General features: G+C 25.0%; 18 protein-coding genes, 1 tRNA gene, 1 other RNA gene and 1 pseudogene. 1 reads left to right on the plus strand and 20 read right to left on the minus strand.

Annotated features, from left to right (window positions below; translation table 11 throughout):
* From OC710_RS01115 to rpsD, 3 genes and pseudogenes are all read right to left on the minus strand, one after another.
* Positions 1 to 1,048, minus strand: a pseudogene (locus tag OC710_RS01115) (magnesium-translocating P-type ATPase); the annotation flags it as partial.
* An 86-nt stretch (positions 1,049 to 1,134) separates the two neighbouring features.
* Entirely contained in the window at positions 1,135 to 1,398 is a 264-nt protein-coding gene (locus OC710_RS01120; RefSeq protein ID WP_036691023.1) for a hypothetical protein, read from the minus strand.
* Between the two features lie 51 nt (positions 1,399 to 1,449).
* Positions 1,450 to 2,055, minus strand: coding sequence for a 30S ribosomal protein S4 (gene rpsD / locus OC710_RS01125; RefSeq protein WP_004995462.1), 606 nt, complete (start codon positions 2,053 to 2,055; stop codon positions 1,450 to 1,452).
* 528 nt (positions 2,056 to 2,583) lie between these two features.
* Between rpsD and OC710_RS01130 the strand changes: the two genes are divergently transcribed.
* Complete coding sequence (locus tag OC710_RS01130) at positions 2,584 to 3,240, plus strand: adenylate kinase family protein (RefSeq protein ID WP_004995461.1); 657 nt, start codon at positions 2,584 to 2,586, stop codon at positions 3,238 to 3,240.
* Between the two features lie 62 nt (positions 3,241 to 3,302).
* Here OC710_RS01130 and OC710_RS01135 read toward each other — a convergent pair whose 3' ends face one another.
* From OC710_RS01135 to OC710_RS01215, 17 genes are all read right to left on the minus strand, one after another.
* A complete protein-coding gene (locus tag OC710_RS01135; protein WP_004995454.1) occupies positions 3,303 to 3,935 on the minus strand; it encodes a hypothetical protein in 633 nt (210 codons plus the stop codon).
* Between the two features lie 42 nt (positions 3,936 to 3,977).
* Entirely contained in the window at positions 3,978 to 5,261 is a 1,284-nt protein-coding gene (obgE, locus tag OC710_RS01140) for a GTPase ObgE (RefSeq protein ID WP_004995451.1), read from the minus strand.
* Between the two features lie 346 nt (positions 5,262 to 5,607).
* A complete protein-coding gene (rpmA, locus tag OC710_RS01145; RefSeq protein ID WP_004995447.1) occupies positions 5,608 to 5,907 on the minus strand; it encodes a 50S ribosomal protein L27 in 300 nt (99 codons plus the stop codon).
* Positions 5,908 to 5,922: 15 nt separating this feature from the next.
* Positions 5,923 to 6,243, minus strand: coding sequence for a ribosomal-processing cysteine protease Prp (locus OC710_RS01150; protein ID WP_004995446.1), 321 nt, complete (start codon positions 6,241 to 6,243; stop codon positions 5,923 to 5,925).
* Between the two features lie 12 nt (positions 6,244 to 6,255).
* Positions 6,256 to 6,582, minus strand: a complete 327-nt coding sequence (gene rplU / locus OC710_RS01155; protein WP_004995444.1) for a 50S ribosomal protein L21 — start codon at positions 6,580 to 6,582, stop codon at positions 6,256 to 6,258.
* Positions 6,583 to 6,709: 127 nt separating this feature from the next.
* Complete coding sequence (locus OC710_RS01160) at positions 6,710 to 7,654, minus strand: rhodanese-related sulfurtransferase (RefSeq protein WP_004995441.1); 945 nt, start codon at positions 7,652 to 7,654, stop codon at positions 6,710 to 6,712.
* A gap of 113 nt (positions 7,655 to 7,767) precedes the next feature.
* Entirely contained in the window at positions 7,768 to 8,817 is a 1,050-nt protein-coding gene (citC, locus tag OC710_RS01165; protein ID WP_004995438.1) for a [citrate (pro-3S)-lyase] ligase, read from the minus strand.
* A gap of 151 nt (positions 8,818 to 8,968) precedes the next feature.
* Positions 8,969 to 9,643, minus strand: a complete 675-nt coding sequence (locus tag OC710_RS01170; protein WP_004995437.1) for a hypothetical protein — start codon at positions 9,641 to 9,643, stop codon at positions 8,969 to 8,971.
* A 54-nt stretch (positions 9,644 to 9,697) separates the two neighbouring features.
* On the minus strand, positions 9,698 to 10,126 hold the full coding sequence (locus OC710_RS01175; RefSeq protein WP_004995433.1) for a hypothetical protein: 429 nt from the start codon (positions 10,124 to 10,126) through the stop codon (positions 9,698 to 9,700).
* 35 nt (positions 10,127 to 10,161) lie between these two features.
* The gene (locus tag OC710_RS01180; protein ID WP_004995432.1) at positions 10,162 to 12,891 is read right to left on the minus strand and encodes a PHP domain-containing protein; all 2,730 of its coding nucleotides are present in this window, start codon (positions 12,889 to 12,891) and stop codon (positions 10,162 to 10,164) included.
* 113 nt (positions 12,892 to 13,004) lie between these two features.
* Positions 13,005 to 13,394, minus strand: coding sequence for a hypothetical protein (locus OC710_RS01185; protein ID WP_004995430.1), 390 nt, complete (start codon positions 13,392 to 13,394; stop codon positions 13,005 to 13,007).
* Between the two features lie 73 nt (positions 13,395 to 13,467).
* Positions 13,468 to 14,946 (minus strand): lysine--tRNA ligase, encoded by a 1,479-nt coding sequence (gene lysS, locus OC710_RS01190; protein WP_004995429.1) that lies wholly within the window; start codon positions 14,944 to 14,946, stop codon positions 13,468 to 13,470.
* Between the two features lie 143 nt (positions 14,947 to 15,089).
* An RNA gene (gene rnpB / locus OC710_RS01195) (RNase P RNA component class B) lies at positions 15,090 to 15,494 on the minus strand.
* 81 nt (positions 15,495 to 15,575) lie between these two features.
* Complete coding sequence (locus OC710_RS01200; protein ID WP_239638224.1) at positions 15,576 to 16,133, minus strand: group II intron reverse transcriptase/maturase; 558 nt, start codon at positions 16,131 to 16,133, stop codon at positions 15,576 to 15,578.
* 51 nt (positions 16,134 to 16,184) lie between these two features.
* On the minus strand, positions 16,185 to 17,225 hold the full coding sequence (locus OC710_RS01205; RefSeq protein WP_239638223.1) for a reverse transcriptase domain-containing protein: 1,041 nt from the start codon (positions 17,223 to 17,225) through the stop codon (positions 16,185 to 16,187).
* A gap of 829 nt (positions 17,226 to 18,054) precedes the next feature.
* The gene (locus tag OC710_RS01210; protein WP_004995426.1) at positions 18,055 to 20,229 is read right to left on the minus strand and encodes a polyribonucleotide nucleotidyltransferase; all 2,175 of its coding nucleotides are present in this window, start codon (positions 20,227 to 20,229) and stop codon (positions 18,055 to 18,057) included.
* A gap of 79 nt (positions 20,230 to 20,308) precedes the next feature.
* Positions 20,309 to 20,384 (minus strand) — tRNA-Asn (locus OC710_RS01215).
* Positions 20,385 to 20,508 lie beyond the last annotated feature (124 nt).

Raw genomic sequence — 20,508 nt, forward strand, 5'->3', positions numbered from 1 at the left:
TAATTAAATAGTAATCTTCAAGAATATTATGAAGAGAAATAGTCATAATTCGACGTTTAAAATCAAACGGTATTTCATCAATTTTAATAAAATTTTCTATAAAAAGAGAATCAAAATTGAAATTCATATGCATTTTATCAATAATTGCTTTATCTATAACATTTTTCAAACCTGTTTGAAAATAACTATTTAAATAAGCATATTGCAAAATTTTAAAATTACTTTTATCATTAATATCTAAAAAATTTTCAATAGCAACACTATCTTCTGTTAAAGTTCCTGTCTTATCAGAGAACAAAATATCTATAGAACCAAAATCTTGCATAGAATATAAATTCTTTACAATAACATTATATTTGGATAGAAAAGCAACTCCTCTCATAAAAGAAGTTGTTACAATTAAAGGTAACATTTCAGGTGTAATTCCCAGAATCATGCTTAAAGCAAAAGCAAAAACATTCCAAAAAATAAATTTTTCTGTACATTTATACCAATTTAACAAAAAAATTAAAGGAAATAAAATTAAAATACAACTAATTAATATTTTAACAATAGAATTAATACCTTTTTTTAAACTAGAATAGGTTTTTTCTTGATCTAAAGATTTATGTAAATTACCTAAATAAGTATCTGAACCTGTTAATACCGTAATTCCGACAGCATAACCTGAAATAACATTAGTCCCCATAAAAACTAATCTAGGATCATCCAAAAGATCGGTAGATTTTTTTTTAGAAAAAGCGTTTTTTTCTACTGCATCAGATTCCCCTGTAAAAGTCGTTTCTTTAACAAAAAAATCTTTAGTTTCTAATAATCTAATATCTGCAGGAATAATATCCCCAGCCGATAATAAAACTATATCTCCAACTAATAATTCATTTAAAGGTATTTTAAAAATTTGACCAGATCTTTTTACAGAAGCAGTTAAAGAAACAATTTTTTTAAGTTTATCTATTACACCAGAAAATCTAGCTTCTTGCAACCAATGCATAAAATTCGAAACCAATAAAATCACTGATACAATTAAACAGGTAGCATAATCTCTCATTTCTGATTCAGCTAAATAAATATCTTTAAAAAAATAAAAAATTAATAAAAACAACAAAATAAAATTAAAAGGATTTAGTAAAACTCTTATAATTTTGACAAAATAATAATTTTTTTTTTATTTAAAATATTAACATTATTTTTTTTTCTTTCATCAATATCCTCTAAAGATAAACCGTTAAGACTAGAAGATAAATGGATTAAAAGTTCATTGATATTCTGGTTACTAACTTTCTTAAGAAAATGCGCGTTAGAAAAAAAACTTTTTCTAAAAGGTAACTTCATTTCTATTATATAACTCCCTAAATAAAGTAAAATTTTCCATTTCAATAAATATATTAAATTAGTCAAACATGCTTTATTAATTATTTATTAATTAAAATATTAAATTTTATCTAAATTTTATCTATTATAATATTCCACAATTAATTGCTCATTGATATCTGTTAAAAACTCATTTCTGTAAGGGTATCTAACATAACTACCTATTAAAGAATTTTTATCTAAAACAACATAATCAACTTTATTATTAGTTAATGTTTCTAAACAATGAGAAACTATTTTTATTTTTTTAGATTTTTCTTTTAAAGTAATTTTTTGACCTGGTTTAACAATATAAGAGCTAATATCAACTTTTTTACTATCTACTAAAATATGACCATGAGAAATTAATTGTCTAGCTTGTAAAATTGTTTTAGCAAAACCTAATAAATGAACAATTCGATCTAAACGAGATTCTAATGATTTCAAAAAATTTTCCCCATGAGAACCTTTAAATTTTGCTGCATTAACGAAAAATCGCTTAAATTGTTTTTCAGACATACAATAAGTGAAACGAACTTTTTGCTTTTCTTGTAATTGCAATCCATAATCACTTAATTTGTTTTTTCTTTTTTTGTTTTTGCTTAAATTAAAATGATCCTTTTTACGTAATAATTCTTTTCCTGTTCCAGTTAAAGAAAAATTTAAAAAACGTGATTTTTTCCAAATTGGTTTCGCGGTAGACATCCACAATGCTCCTTTTTTTAATTCACTTACTAGTGATATTTTATTATTTATTTATTCCGATAAAAATTAACGTACATATAAATTAATCAATAAAACACTATATACCATATATTTTATGATAAAACCAAAAGATAGTCAAGCAAATAGTTAATTTAATAATAAAAATCTTCATTATATAATCAAATATAAAAATTTAAAAAATATATCTTATATTTTAAAACAACATAAATATTAATATTGTTGAAATTAGTGAATTTATGTGATATAAATACTTAGTGTTTATCATTTTCCATTTTAATTGTAAATTTTATGAAATTATATAAAACAATTATATTTAAAACCTTAATAAGCACATTTTGTTTGATGCCAAGGTAAAATTTTTCATTAAACATTTAATTTAAATCCAAATATAATATATTTTTAAACTAAAAATATAAATATAAATTTATATCATCATTTAAACATTAAAAATGAATTTAATATATTAATCCCTTAATTAAATACTATCCAAATGAGAAAGGTTATAGAATGAATATAATATTAATAGGCCCGCCTGCTACTGGTAAAGGAACACAAGCGATAATTTTATCTAAATATTTTAACATTCCACATATTTCGACAGGAGATATTTTCAGAAAAAATTTACAATTAAATACGGATTTAGGAAAATCAGCTAATTCATATATCGAAAAAGGTTTTTTGGTTCCGGATTACATAACTAATGCCATGATTAAAGAAAATTTATTAAAAGATGAAAATAAAAAAGGTTTTATTTTGGATGGTTTTCCTAGAAATTCACTACAAGCTATTTTCTTGAACAACTTCCTTCAACAACAAAATATCATTCTAACAAAAGTAATTTATTTTAACTCTGATATAAAAATTTTACAAAAAAGAATTTTAGGACGAAGAATATGTCCGAAATGTAGAGAAATTTATCATTTAGAAACAAAAAAACCTAAAAAGAATGGAATATGCGACAAAGATAATGCTATTTTAATCCAAAGAAAAGATGATAATTTAGTAACCTTTAATGAACGCTTAGCCATTTATCAAAAAGAAACTTATCCTTTGATAGAACAATACCGTCAACAAAATCAACTTTTAGAAATTCGTATTGATGATGATGATATGTCTATTAATGATGTAACAAAAATTTTATTACAAAAACTTTCCAAATATTAAAAAGAATAATATTTTAAAGCCAAAGATCAATTAAAAAAATAGATTTTAATATAATTTAATATTCATAATATTTTTGTTTTATTAATGAGATAAAATGATAAAAATTGTCGGTATATTGTTAAATAAATATAAGTTAAAATTCCAGAAAAGAAAAAAACTGATAAGAAACGGAAATAAATCCAAGGTGATAAAAATCTTTTCATAAATCTATTGTGAAAATAAAAATTATTTAGATAACCATAACTTTTATTGTAAAAAATACAATCTAAAAAAAATAGATTTAATAAGATTGATGTTATAAAATATAAAGCACAAATCAAACTTAATCTCCAATAAACAGAAAAAAATGATTTACAACATTTTGATAATAATAAAATAGGTCCAATACCTAAACAAAGACCATAAAACAAAGTTAATAAAGGATTATAAGGATAAATCGTTCCTCTAAAGCAAAATCCAAAAATTTCTATTAATGAAACCGAAATAAAAACCCAAAAATAGTTTCTATTAACTAAAGGAATAAAAAATAAAGGTATTAATTTAAAACCATCTAACCAAATAATAGAATTCCAAAAACGTAATAGAGCATAAGAAGCGAACAGCTTTTTAAAAATCAAATCTAAAACCAAAGATAAAGATGATAAACAAGCTAAAAAAATAATTTGTTCTAACGCCGATAATTTAAGTTTTTTCATATGTATAATTTTCCTTTTTGATTTTATAAATGCGCTATTTATTTAAAAATTTTTCTCATTTACAAATTCAAAAATATAATTTCCAATTTTCACCTGATCACAAGGCTTCATTCCTCTTTTTTTTAACTCTTCTTCGACTCCTATTTTTTTTAAAATATAAGAAAAACGACTTATCGATTCGTGATTATTAAAATCTGTTCTATGAAATAATTTTTCGATATAATTGCCAGTAACTACAAAACATCCGTTATTTTCTTGCGAAATAATAAATTTAGCCGGTTCATTAAGTGTAAAAATTCGTTTTTCTTGTATATCATCATTAATAATTTCGTGATTATATAAATCACTTTTCTGTAAATGTTCTATAATAGTTTTTTTTAATTCTTGTAAACCTGAATAATTAATAGCAGAAATAGGAATAATCATTTTATCTTTTAATTTTTCGGATAAAAATATAAAATTTTTATGAAAACCAGGTAAATCTGATTTATTGATCACTATTATTTGAGGTTTTTTCAACATATTAATATGATAATTTTTTAACTCTTTATTTAACAATAAATATTCTGAATAAATATCATTGCTTGAAGCATCGCATATATGTAATAATAATTTACATCTTTCAATATGCTTTAAAAAATGAATACCTTGGCCACGCCCTAAAGAAGCATTTTCGATTAAACCAGGAATGTCGGCGATAACAAAATTTAATTTTTTATCAAAAACCATTCCTAAATAAGGTGTTAAAGTTGTAAAAGGATAAGGAGCTATTTTTGGCTTAGCATTAGATAAAGCAGCTAATAAAGAAGATTTACCTACATTAGGAAAACCTAATAAACCTACATCCGCTAACATTTTTAATTCTGTTCTAACAATAATATTTTCGCCTAAATCCCCTTTTTCAGCATATGTAGGAGCCGGATTAGAATGACTAGCTAAGGCAAAATTACCTTTACCACCTTTACCACCTCGGGCAATTACTAAACGTTCTCCAGCTTTTAAAATTTCTCCAATTAATTGATTATTTTCATGATTATAAATTAAACAACCTAAAGGAACTTCAACAAATAAATCAGGAGCATTAGCTCCGTTTTTGTTTTTATTTTCGCCATTATATCCATTTAAAGCTTTAATTTTTTTACGATATTGAAGTTTAAATAAATTATTTTCTCCTAAAACTCCAATAAAAATAACAGATCCTCCGTGACCCCCGTTCCCTCCCGAAGGGCCGCCATAAGGGACATATTTCTCTCTTCTAAAGGCGACTTTACCACATCCTCCATCGCCAGCTTTAACATAATTTATAACTTCATCAACAAAATTCATAATCAATCCCTAAATTAATTTATTAAAATAGATTAGCTAAAATTAATAATAATATTGATTTTTTCATTATATATCTCAAAATAATATTCCTACAAAACCAAATCAGCAAATGCCAAAGTATATTAATTATGATATTTATATTTAAAAAAATATTAAAACTTTTAAAATTTTTAATATAGTTATATTTATTCTAGTAAGTACATCTTATAATGTTGTACAAACAGATTAAAAACTATGTAATAATTTAAAATAGTTTATTATTCTAGTAAAAATTTATAAACTTATAATTATCTTCTTTTTTAAATAACATAATTATATAATTATCGTTTTTATATAAATAATTAAATTATTTTTTTAAAACACTATCATAAACCGATGCGCAAGTTCTCTGTTTTTTATTAATACGAATTTTTTCAAATTTCACAAAACCATTGATAAGAGAAAATAAAGTGTCATCTTTACCAATGCCAACATTTTTTCCAGGTCTTATTTTAGTTCCTCTTTGACGATAAATAATAGATCCGGCATTTGTATATTGACCATCTGATAATTTAGCCCCTAAAGATTTAGAATGCGAATCACGACCGTTACGCGTTGAACTAACACCTTTTTTAGTTGCAAATAATTGAATATTTAACTTTAACATAACAAACCCTCTTTTTTAATTTGTATTTTTAATTAATTTAATTCTCAAACAATTTTGATATTGTTGACTTAAATCTTTTAAAGTATATTTTAAATTTTGCAATAATTTATTCACTATTAAATTAGATTCTAATAAAATTAATTTAAAATAACCTTTTTTTAATTTAAAACTAATTTTATTATTTAAGTCTAACAATTCAATAGCATTAATTGTAACTATAATAGCAGTAGATACCGAAGAACAAACTATATCATGTAAACCAGAATATTGCGCATGCCCTTTTACAAAAATAGCAGTAATACTTTCGTTATTATATCGTATACAACATTCAATCATATAATTGACATATCATAACTTAGGAAAATTAATATTTGTAATCAAAAGTTTCGTATATAACTGTCGATGTCCCTTTTTGCAACGGTACTTTTTTCTTCTTTTATAAGTTGCTACAATAATTTTTTTGGATTTACCTTGTTTAATAACTTTAGCTTCTACTGTTGCTCCTTCAACACAAGGAGTACCTAAAATAGAATTGCCTTCAGAATGAATAGCTAAAACTTTTCTAAAAACATAAATTTCTTCTGGTTGTACTGGTAATTTATCTGTAAAAATTTCTTGGTTCAAAGTAACTTGAAATTGTTTATTACCATTAGCAACAATAGCAAATTTATCCATAAATAACCTCTTTCTTTATTAAATCGATTTTCATCGAAATCATCTTCCTTAACATCATTTCAATATAATTAAAATAAATTAGCATATTATTTTAATTACTAAATATTATAAAATCATTTATTCATAATTAAAAATTAACATTTATAGTTTTTTTATTATTTTCGCGATTAAAACGATTATTAATATGTTGTCGACAAAGAAGACAACAACTACCTGAATATTTTATTTCGTTCGCTAAACTACATAAAATTTGCTTATTACATTCAGGATTAGCGCAATTAATATATCTTTCACAAGGAGTTTGATCAAAAAAATCTTTACCTACAATAGAATGCCTTTTTTTATTAACTCTAACGGAAATTCTTTTATCAAAAACATAAAGACTACCTTGGAATCCATCACCTTGAATTTCCTTGTCTTGACTATATTTGATAATCCCTCCTTTTAGTTGAAAAACTTCAGAAACCCCTTTTTGTTGTAAATAAACAGATAATTTTTCACATCTCACTCCGCCAGTACAATATGTTAAAACTTTTTTATTTTTAAAAAAAAATAAATTTTTATCTATCCAAGAAGGTAATTCTCGAAAATTATTAATATCAGGCAAAATAGCATTTAAAAAATATCCAAGTTTTGTTTCATAATTATTACGAGCATCTAATAAAATAATATCAGATTTTCTAGATAAATTATAAAATTCTTTAGGTTCAACATAACGACTAGCTTTAGGAAAAATATCATTTATTAACTTTAAAGATACTATTTCTTTTTTATATTTAACAGAAAGTTTTGGAAAAACATGTCCATAAACTGAATCTATTTTAAATTCAGTTTTAGAAAAGCAATCATCTTGTAATAAAAATTGCATATACAAATTAATATCTTTCTTTAAACCTGATAAAGTGCCATTGATACCTTCTTCGGAAATAATAATCCTACCTAATAATTGATTTTGAATACAAAATTTCTGATGTATATCGCATAAATATTGAGGATTTTTAATATAAGTATAATTATAAAATAAAATAACTTGATAAATATTTTCATCAATTTGATTGTTATTGGATACCATAGTATTTAATAATTCCTTTATTTTAAAAAAAATATAAGTATATGTGTATAAAATAATAACTCATTTATGAATTATTTAAATTTTAATAACCTAAATCTTTTAATTAAATATAGTTAAAAACTTTTATCAATCAATTTAGAAAGTTTAGGATCTTGAGCATATTTTTTATAATTCAATTTTTGCAAAAATTTTAAAGTAGTCGTAGGTACTAAATTTTTCATATCTTTAAAATTTCCTGTAATAAATAATTTACGAACTTGCGTTGCCGAAATCGACTTAAAATCCCACATTAATCGAGGACAAACTACTAATTCTATTTCTGATTTAACCAAAACTTCTTGCATAATCACATTATATAAATTTGTTGTAGGTGAAAACGGTTCTTCTCCTACGTAACGTTTTTTAATACCTAAATTGCGAGCTATATAATTTTTAAAAATATGCGTGTCTAAAATAATTTGAGAACGAATCACTTTTTCCGGAGATGATAAAAAATAAGAAGGGAAAACATTTCTAGACACTAAATAATTACTACCTTCAACAATAAAAACATTTTTAATATTTTCAGTAAATAATTTTACCATTTCTTTACGTTGTTTATAAGAAAATAAAGATACATCTTCTTTAACCATAATAATATAAACTAAATCACTGTTATTAGATGCTGTTTCAACTAAATATTGATGCCCTTTAGTAAAAGGATTAGCATTCATAACTATAGCAGAGATATTCTTGAAATTAGATTTAATATTATTTTTTCGTAAATCCGATAAATAAGATAAATATTCTTCAAAACAATCATATCTATTAGTCAAAAAACCAAATTCTTCATTACAATAAATCATTCTAAAACCTAAGTATTTAAAAATAGCAAAATTAACAGGTTTTGTAAATACAAAAATTTCATTAAAATTATCTTGATAAATTCTTTTGATAATATAACTAATTAATGCATTAGACAAATTATAACCTTGATATTCCGGATCTACCGCTAAACATCGAATATTATTATAATATCGACCAACTACTCCGATTAATTTATCATTTAAATTCTTAATTATAACATATTCATGAACCAAATCATTTGTTAAGCCGTTTTGAAATAATAATTTTTGAATAGATAATATTTCATTAATATCTTTTTCAGTAACAATTTTTGGCATTTGATAATAACAAATATCTAATCACCTCTTCAAATAAGTGTCTATATTTTAGGTACAAAACATATTTCTTAATATTAAATCTATTCAACAAAAATAATAAAAGAAATTTAATTTAACTATACTAATTATTTTAACACTAAAAAAGCAAATTTTATAAATATTTATCAAAAAAATAAGTAATTTTTGATAATATAAAAAACAATAAGATATTACTTAAAATAAAATTAATAATAAAAATTCCTAAACAATAAGTCAAACAAATTAATAATATTTGATTATTAACATTTTTCACATGAAATAAATTCAAAAACCAATCATACCATACATTGCTTAAAGATAATTGCATATTGGCATAAACCCAATAACTGGAGATAAAAAAAGAACAACTCCTCAAAGAATATGCCAATAATAAACCCAAAAAAATATTTTTTTTATTTTTAGTAATAAACACTTTTTTATTAATAAAAACTCCTACTAAACTCATTAATAAATCCGGTAAAATATAATCAAAAATACACGAAATAAATAATTGGATTTTATTCAATAAGAAAATTTGATTTAAAGAGATGAAAAAATTATAACTTTTTATTAAATGAAAAACAGCATATAAACAACAAATTAATAAATGAATTAAAAAACTATTATAAATACCTGATAAACACAAAATCACTAAAGAAATTTTAAATACTTGGCCACCCAAGGGCAAGTGTAAAAATGAAGTTAAAACTTTTCCAAAGGCTAAATCTATAAAAATCACTAAAGATAAAAAATAACTTACTAAAACAACTTTACGTAATATACAATTATTCAACAAGCGCATAAACATAAAAAAATATTAATTACTTTTTCAAAACTATTCTCGTAATTAAATATTATTTTTTTAAACTTTAAAAACTCCTTTATAAATTAATTCCAAAAAATAAATAATTGATGGATAAATCATACCTACACTCAGACCTAAAAATGCTCCAATAAAAGTACCTAAAGTAATTCCTAAAAGGCCTCTTCGTAAACTCATAAAAAAAATGCCATTAATAATACCAAGAAACATAGATTTTAAAAAAATAATAGTTTCTTCTAATTCTTGTCGATCATTAATTTGAAATTGATATATTTTATGAATATCAAAAACATTAGAAAAATTTATTTGATTATATTGATACACAGTTCTATTATTTAATTTCCATGAAATAATCAATAAAAAACCTAAAAAATTAACACTATAAATTAAAATAATAAACCATGACTGTTTCCAAAATTTACTATCTATTAAATATTTCCTAAAAATATCCCACTTTTTATTTAACAAAATTTATTATTTCCTCCTATATTACAAAATTATTATTAATCAATAATATCTAATTTAAATTTAAAAGCATTTTGAAAATTTTTTTTTAAAATTAATTGATCATAATTATCTTTTAATTCTTTTTTGCGAAAATTAGTTAAATATTGACTATGCTCTATATAATTAAAATCGCAATTTTGCAATAATTGTATACGATTTAAAGCGAATATATTATCTAATGCTCCAGCAAAAATAAATTTTTGCAACGATTCCTTATTTAAAACATTTTTTAATCTTATTTTAAAATCATCAAAATTTTCAAATTTTTTTATAGAACGTTCTTTTATAAGAGTACGGCATATTTCTAAACTAATATCTCTAATAAAATTTAAAGGTAAAAAAAGTTGATTATTTAAAATACGAAAATTACTAACATCACTATATAAAATATGAGGTTTTTGTATTTTAATATATTTTTTAATTTGTGATAACCACGTTCGAATATTAGCATAATCATCTGGATATTCTTCTGCATAAACTATACCAAAATAAAGTAAATAATTAGCTTTTAAATAAGCCATTCTATAACTTATTAAAGCATATGCTACACCATGACTTTTATTAAAAATATAATTAGAAAACTTTGCAATATAATCATAAACTTTACTAGCCATTTCATCTGTTCTCTGATACAAAACACTTTGAGTAATAAAACTTTTTTTTAAATTAATTTTAACAGATTCGGAAGATTTAGCCATAATCTGTCTCATAAATAAATCCGCTTGCCCCAAATTATAACCTGCAAACTCTGAAGCTATTCTCATCATTTGTTCTTGATACAAAACCACACCATAAGTATCACATAATATATTATCTACAATTTCTATATCAATAAATTTTGATTCTTGATTTATTCTATTTTGTATATAAAGATCTACAAATTTTATAGCACCAGGCCTATTAAAAGATAAAACAGCAACCAAATCTTCAAATGTTTTAGGTTTAAGACGTTCAATAACTTTCCTAGCAGATAAAGATTCTAATTGAAAAATATAATTGGTATCTCCTTTTTGTAATATATTATAGGTATTAGAATCATTTAACGGTATATTTGATAAATCTATTTTGATTTGATTTGTTTGTTCAATTAAAGTAACAATTTTATTAATTAAAAAAAGATTTCGCAAATTTAACAAATCTAATTTAATAAAACCTAATTGTTCTAACTGTTTATGATCAAATTGCACACGATATAATATAACAGAATTATTAGAATTTTTTTGAATAGGTAAATGTTTAGATAAATCTAATTTAGTAATAATGACTCCAGAAGGATGAGTGCCAACTAATCTTGGAATACCTTGAATAATAGAAGCAAATCGAGAACAAATCGCTTTAGCACGAGATATATTGATTTCAATACCATTTTGGTTAATTAATTTTAAATCCATAAGAAAAGAATCTTTAGAATATTTCTGAAAAGTAATTAAATTAGCGATATGTTCAATTCCATATTTATCAACAAGATATTTAATCATTCTAGTAACCTGATCATCAGGTACATCTATATCAATATCAGGAACAGTTGTTCGTTGAAAATTTAAAAATCTCTCAAAAAGCAAATTATATTTTACAGGATCAATCTCAGTAATTCCTAAACAAAAACATAATAAAGAACCAACTGAAGAACCTCTTCCAGGCCCTATTAAAATTTTTTTATTTTTAGCATATTGTATTAAATCAAAAACAATTAAAAAAAAATCAACATAATTCATTTTTTTAATCAAAATTAATTCTTTTTGTAGTTGTTGAATATAAAAAATATGTTTTTTTATATTTATATTTTTTTGCAAATAATAGGTTAAAAAATTATTAGCTTTTTTTTGTAAATATTTAAAATTATCGCAATCTAAATCATGTTTAAAATCGCATACAGTTGAGGGAGGGGAAATATCATATTTAATTAATGGTAAAAATTTTTCTAAATCAAGAAATAATTCAAAATCATTAATATTGTAAAATTGATAACGTTCTTGAATTTGTTTATAGTCAATAAATTCAACATCCAAAGTAATTTGTTCATTAATTTGCTGAGGATTAATAAATTTTTTAATATTATTTTGATAATCATTTATTTTATATAAATATTGATAAATTAATTTTTCTTCCGAAACTAAATAATTAGTTTTATTAACTAAAACCACTTTTAAATTTAATTTTTTAGCTATATTTAAAAAAAAACCTGCATAATCTTGTAATAAAAAAGATTGTAACGAAAATCCAAAAAATAATTTTTTAATATTTTTTTGAAAAAATCGCAAAGTTTCAAAAATAAAAAGAGTTTTATTTTCATAAATGGTTAAATTCATAATTTCATCTTTTAAAATATCACATAAAATAAAATCTAAATTAGATAAAATGCAAAAAATACCATCTTGAAATTTTTGAAGATCCATTACAGTTATTTTATTATTTAATTGAATAAAGTTTAAAATCTTAATTAAATTATTAATACCATCATTATCAAAAGCATAAATTAAAAAACTAATTTTAATATCACGATATTTTAAAAGATCAAAATAAATATAAATTTGCACTCCTATAATAGGTTTAATTTTATATTCACGGCAAAACTTCATTAATTGAATCATCCCGTACAAGTTTTCGACATCACTTAAAGCTACAAAATCATATTTACTTTCGTACGCTTTTTTAACCAAAGATTCCACTGAATGAACACTTTTTTTAATGCTATAAAAACTTTGTAAATAAAAAACCCCTATCATAACACGCAAAACACTTTCTTACCAATAACCAATAACATTAAATACCCAAATAACTAATATATAAAAATCATTCTGATTATATAAAAAATTATATTATAATTAATAAATACTTTTTAATTAAAAATTTTTTTTAAATTTCGTTTATCATACTCCGTTTCAAAATAATTTAAAATATTATTATTTTCATCATGATTTAATATTTGAAATTCAGCAAAATAAAAAGATTCTAAAAATATTATAATCATATATAAATTATATTCTTGAGTAGGTAAAAACGATTCTTGTTCTTGAAGATAATACAATAAATGTTCTTGTAAAAATTCAATATTTATTGTTATTTCTGACAACGAAAATTGTTCTATAATTTTATCAGCTAATTTAATAATATAGATATTATCCATATTTTCATAATCCATATCAGAATTAATATGATAATGATTTATGATTTTCAAAAAATATAAAAATAACTTTTTTATTTTACAAAATAAAAATAAATTGTTCATTATTATCAATCCTTCACTAATAAAATAGAACAACAAATTAATAATTAATTATTATAATATGATGATTCCTATGTTACTTTTTTAAATGAGGAAATAAAATAACATCACGAATATTAGAATTATCAGTTAATAACATGATTAAACGATCTATTCCTATACCTAAACCACCAGTTGGGGGCATACCGTATTCTAAAGCTTCTATAAAATCTTCATCTAATTCATGAGCCTCATCATTACCTAATGACTTTTGCAAGATCTGCTCTTCAAAACGTTTTCTTTGTTCTATAGGATCATTTAATTCACTAAAAGCATTGACCAATTCTTTACCAGCCACAAATAATTCAAATCTTTCTGTTAATTGTGAATTGCGCGGATGTACTTGAGCTAAAGGACTAATTTCTATAGGATAATTACAAATAAAAGTAGGTTGTATCAAATATGGTTCAACAAATTTCTCAAAAAAAGCAGATATAATATGACCTTTTTTGTAAAAACCTTCTAAAGTGATATCGTGATTTTTAGCTAACTTTTGACACTCTAATAAAGACATATTCTTATTAAAATCAATATTAGTTTTTTGTTTAATAATCTCAATCATATCATATTTATAAAAGTGATCAAATTTAATCAAATTTCCTTGATAATTAAACTCTAACTTACCTAAAAGTTTATAACAAACTTCTTTCAAACATTTTTCAACTAAAGACATCATAGTATCCATATTGGCGTAAGCCAAATAAGCTTCTATAGTTGTAAATTCAGGATTATGACTGGCATCAATACCTTCATTACGGAATACTTTACCTATTTCATAAACGGCTTTCATACCGCCTATAATTAACTTTTTTAACGAAATTTCTGTAGCAATTCTTAAATAAAAATTAGCTGCTAAAGTATTATGATAAGTAACGAAAGGTCTAGCATTAGCGCCGCCAACACAAGAATTTAATACAGCTGTTTCAACCTCTAAAAAATTTTCACTATTAAAAAAATCTCTAAGAAAACGAATAATTTTAACTCTATCTACAAAAGTTTTACGAGCTTTAGGATTAACAATCAAATCTAAATAACGTTTTTTTCGCATTACCTCTTTATCTTGTAAGCCTTTATATTTATCAGGAAGAGGTCGCAAACTTTTGCTTAAAACAACTAATTTAAAAATTTTAATAGTCAATTCACCCGTATTCGTTTTAAATAATATACCTGTAACGCCAATAATATCTCCTAAATCCAACAAATTATAAATTTTAAATTCTTGTTCTGTAATGTTATCACGACGAATATAAATTTGTATATCAGATTCAAAATCACGTATGTTAGCGAAACCAGCTTTACCTTGTATTCTGTTTAAAATGATTCGACCAGCTACAGAGACTAATATTTGATTTTTTTCCAATTGATTAGCTGTCCAAGAGTTATATTGAAACAATAAAGAACTAATAGATTCAGTTTCTATAAATTTATTACGAAAAGGTTCTACATTATTTTTTCTTAAATTATCTAACTTAACTCTTCTAATTGTTTCTTGTTCTGTCATATCTTCTTTATTCATATAATGTAAAAACTCCTACTTGGCAAATCATAACCCATATTATTATACTATTATAATTTTTTTTAAATTAACAATTGTAACATTTAAAATAAATAAAAAAAGAATCTTTTTTAAAAAAAAGATTCTCCAGATAAGAAAATAATGTGCATAAGCCATGTTCTGTTCTTATTTCATCAATAAGTGTGATCATTTATCTCTATTTTTAAAATAGTATAAAAATTAATTTTTTATATTGCATAAAGGGAATATTAATTTTTATATGCCCCTACCTTTTTTTGGGTTGCTAGCTTGAGGGGTTTACCGCGTTTCACTTGATCATTTCTAATCAATTCGTCTCTGTGGCACTTTATTTTTACATTCATCAACTTATTTTACTTTATAAATAAGTTATTAGAATTTCAAAGCCGTCATTTAAATAAATTTAAATGCCTTAAGTTATTTTTTTCTTAAGCACAAACACTACATACATTTCCCGGGATACGGATAGATTATTTGCGTTTCTCTGATAGGATTTGTTTTTCTATCAAATATTACCAATAGCCCCCGTCCAAACGGTGCGGGCAAGTTTCCAAGCACACCGCTTTCCGTAATTTACCCCTTTTTAGAGTTTAACTTCGTGTCACCACTGGTTAAATGCTTATTCTTGACCTTTTGTTCTTCTCAAATATTTTAATATCATACATTTGTTGGTTGGTCCTCTTACGATGACAAACCTGACAGAGTACCGTTGTTTTCTTGTTCATCACGCTTCTCCAATTAGAATCTCTAATGGTTCCGACATGGTGGATTTCGAGGAGTTGATTTCCTAATTGGCAGACCTCGCATTTTTGTGCTGCCAGTCTGTCAGTTAGTTTCGTTCTTCCTTTGAAAAGATTCGGATTGATTGCTATTTCGGCTATTTTGCCTTTATAGTTTCTCATTCTTTTGATTCTTCCCCAGGAAAAATTATCCCATAACTCAACTTTTGCCTTTTGGGGTTGTAAATTGTATTTAATACCCCATCCTAGCGGATGGTTGAGCTTCCTCCGGACCTTAGCAATGGAGGTTTTCCATTTTCCTGCTAGTGTCTTTAAACAACTGTATTCTGCGATGCAGTTTAAATACGTTAGTTGACTTAGGTTCCTAGCCATGCAGAAATATTGGATGATTCCTCGGACAATTGTTTTGTATGTCTTAATAATTTCCAATGGTTCCCGATGAGCTAGGGTTTGGTCAGGTACTATTTTTGCCCCTTTTTTTCAACCATAGTTGTTAGTATATTTTCTTACAGTCTCCCGTGTTATCAATATATTAACTCTACCATTCAAAGAATTCTTGGTTGTTTTCTTCGTTATGGTATTTCTGGTAGGATTAATCTTAACCAGGTACGATAGAAATTTACATCCTTTGGTCGCTGGAACAATTTTTGATTTATCTTTGCTGACTTTAAGACCTAGGTCTCTCGTCAACCATTGACTAACCAGTTTCTTAATTCTCTCAGCTTTATCTCTTTCTCCTTTAACACCGATAATGAAATCATCGGCATAACTTACGTATTCTACGCGAAGATTAGGATTGAGGTTAATTTGGCTGTTGAATTTTTCCCTTTCCTTATAGGTTCTTAATCGTATGGTTTTTTTGTACTCCGGATTTATTTTGAACTGCGGTTTTCCTTCTTTAACTAGTAACCCTAATTTCTTGTCCAGATAATCTAGATAGATATTAGCTAGTAGAGGGGAGATGATTCCACCTTGTGGAGAACCTGAAGTAGTTTTATATTGCCATCCTTTATCCATGAAATCTGCTTTCAGCCATCCTTGGATGGTCTTAAGCACTTTCTCCTTGCGGATGTACTTGTGTAGCATCTTTTGGAGAATGTCATGGTCAATGATGTCGAAGAAACCTTCAATGTCAATCTTAATCAGGTAGTCAATGCCTTTGAATCTCTGTTCTATCCGCTTAACAGCATCCAGCCCATATTTCTTAGGCCTAAATCCAAAGCTCCATTCCGAAAAGATATTCTCAAAGTAGGGAGTTAGTAACTGTTCCAGGGCTTTCTGGATAATTCTATCGTGCATGGTTGGGATACCGAGTGGTCTGGTTTTACCCTTCCCCTTCGGAATGTGAACTCTTTTAACCGGTTTTGGGTTATATTGGTTGTGAACGTATTTTTGGTGATATTTCTTTAGTTTATTTAAGTCCATATCATCTATTATTCTCTCGTCGATTCCCGGTGTTCCTGCCCCCTTATTGGTGGCCACTTGGTTGAACGCGAGGTGTGAATTAATTAAGTTGTTCATCCCCCCATTTGAGTTCTTGTTTTAATGGGTATTATTTTAAAGACTGGTCATGAATCTCATTCATGGTCCGTAGAAGCCTTGATTTTAATGACTCAAAATCGTTCATAGGTATTGCCTATCCCTTCTGCGGTCTCAATGAATAAACAATAAATTACTTTCTTCCTTCGCCCTATGAGAGTCGTTATCTCTCTTCTTGGTAAGACGATTGTCTAGATTATTCCAAATCTAGGTTTACTCTTACGACTACTAAGAAGATTCTTTATCCTTACCCATCAGGGCTTTTATTTCCTGATTTATAAATTTAATTATTTGGTTTTAGGATTCTCCAAGTTGCTCTAAATATCTACCTTGGTTCTTTAGGTGAAGTAACCATTTTAAAATGGTGAGATTCCAGATTTAAATTGATAAACTATCTAATCCACATACCAAATTGATAGGTCCTGGACTGTTCATTTATAGTAGCTTACGAACAGGTTTGTTAATTACATCTACTTGTTCTTCTTAGGCCATTGCAGGCTTATCCATGGAACCATTCGGTGGCGAGATCGTTTTGACTAGCTACTTCGTCGCAATCCGCTTTTAAGAACTGCTGTAATTCCTGAGTGTTTCCATTCCGGAACCGTTCTTACCCTTTCGGTGTTTATCGCACTGGTCATTGGTCAATTGACAAGATAATTAGGCCTCTTTGGCGCCCTATGTGCTAACATGGACTTTCCTAAATTAGAAATTTTTAATTTCAAAAAAATATCTAACTTCGATCACCTTCCATTATTCTTATCATCGATTATTTTAACAAATTTTTTTTAAAATTAAATATTAATTTAAATAATTATTTTTCCAAAATCAAAGATAAATCTATTTTACCTTTTTCATTAATACAAATACATTTAGCTAAAACTTTTTGTCCTATCGAAATAACATCTTCAACACATTCAACTTTCGAATTAGATAATTTACTAATATGAATAAATCCTTCGATCCCAGGAAAAATCTGAACTATAGCAGCAAAAGAATGACCACTTTTTTTATCATACAAAATTTTTATAACAGTAACTTCATACACTTTACCTATTTTTATTTCATCTACTAAATTCAAAATATAATTAGATACTTTATTAACAATACTTTCATTATTATGCATAATAAAAATATTACCGTTTTGTTGAATATCTATTTTAACATTATCATAAGTCTCAATGATTTGATTAATAATTTTACCACCAGCACCGATAATATCACGAATTTTATCTACAGGAATATTAATCATCTTCACCTTTGGAACATAAACAGACATATGTTCTCGAGGTTTTTGAATAGTATTGTTCATCTTTTCTAAAATTTCTATTCTGCCTAAACGAGACTTTTCCAAAACTTCTTGTAAAATATTAAAACTAATACCTTCTATTTTAATATCCATTTGTGCAGCTGTAATACCTTTAATAGTACCGGCGATTTTGAAATCCATATCACCTTTTTGATCTTCTAAACCTTGAATATCACTTAAAATAGCATAATTATCTTCGTTTTCAAAAAATAATCCCATTGCTAAACCCGCTACAGGTCGTAATAAAGGTACTCCTGCATCCATCAAAGCCATAGAAGCTGCACAAATAGTTGCCTGAGAAGATGAACCGTTAGATTCTAAAATTTCCGATACTACCCTAATAGTATATGGAAAATCTTTTTCAATAGGAAGTACATTAGATAAAGCTTTTTTAGTTAACATTCCATGACCAATTTCTCTTCTAGAAGGCATCATATATTTACCAATCGAACCTACAGCAAAAGGTGGAGAATTATAATGAACAATAAAAGATTCTTTTTCTTCTTCGCTAAGATCATCTATTAATTTACATTCACTTAAAGCACCAATAGTAACCACCGCTAAACTTTGAGTTTCACCTCTAGAAAAAAGAGCTGATCCGTGAGTACGCGGCAAAACTCCTACTTCAGTTTGAATAACACGAATTTCGTTTAAAGTTCGACCGTCAATTCTTTTTTTTTCTTTTAAAACAATTTCTCTCATTATATCTGTGAATAAATCATTAAACATATGTGTAAATTGTTCTTTTGTTTTTTCCAATTTATATTGATGTTCACAAACAACAATAAAATCTTTGGGTATATTAATTACAAATTCTTTATCTTCTATAAATTTTTCCCAAATAATATGTTTAATATTATTAATTTCATCCGAAAAAATCTTTTTAACAAATTTTTTATTAATTAATTTTTTAAAATTATTTTTAAAAATATCAAAATATTTAAATTTAAATTTATTAAACAAATCAATATTATAATTATTTATTGAATGAATATTTTTAACAATATTTAATTTTCTTTTAATTTCTTCCTGGAAACTACATAATTGTTTAATAAATTCATGACCAAATAACATAGCTGATATTAAATCTTTTTCTGAAATTTCTTTGGAACTAATTTCTATCATATTTAATTTATCTTCAGTACCACTTAATAATAACCATAAATCAGAAATATTTTTTTGTTGAGGATCAGGATTAATAATGAATTTATTATTAATTCGACCTACACATACTGCTGCAACAGCTTTATCAAAAGGAGCGTCAGAAATTAAAGATGCTAAAGAACTACCTAAAATAGCAAAAATTTCATTATTACAACTATCATCATTACTTAAAATAGTATTTACAATTTGAATTTCTTTATTAAAATTCTTAATAAATAATGGTCTTAATGTTCTATCTATCAAACGAGCATTCAATATACCTGCATCAGAAGGTTTACCTTCTCTTTTAGAAAAATTTCCTGGTATTTTTCCTGCTGCATAAAATTTTTCTTGATAAAAAATCATCAAAGGTAAATAATCTAAAGAAACTTCATTATCACCAATAACCAAAACACTTAATAAAACAGTATCTTTATAACGCACTAAAATAGAGCTATTAGCTTGTTTAGCTAATTTATTAACTTCTATAATAAGTAAATTATTTTCAAAAGTAGTTTCAAACACTTTTAAAGTCATGAAAATCCCCTTTTTTTCTAAAATAAATGCGACAAACATCACAAACTACTTTTGAAAATAAAATATTAAAAATTTAAAATGGCGCCTATGCTAGGGATCGAACCTAGGACATTCTGATTAACAGTCAGATGCTCTACCAACTGAGCTACATAGGCTTAAATAACACTTATAATTACCTAAAAACTTATAATTACCTAAAAATCTTAAAAATTTACTTCTTAAGTTTCCGGTTTTGGTAGAGAATGAGGGGATCGAACCCCCGACCTTCTGCTTGTAAGG

The organism is 'Vigna radiata' phytoplasma, assembly GCF_030586915.1.
In the GTDB taxonomy this organism is placed as follows: Bacteria; Bacillota_I; Bacilli_A; order Acholeplasmatales; family Acholeplasmataceae; genus Phytoplasma; species Phytoplasma australasiaticum.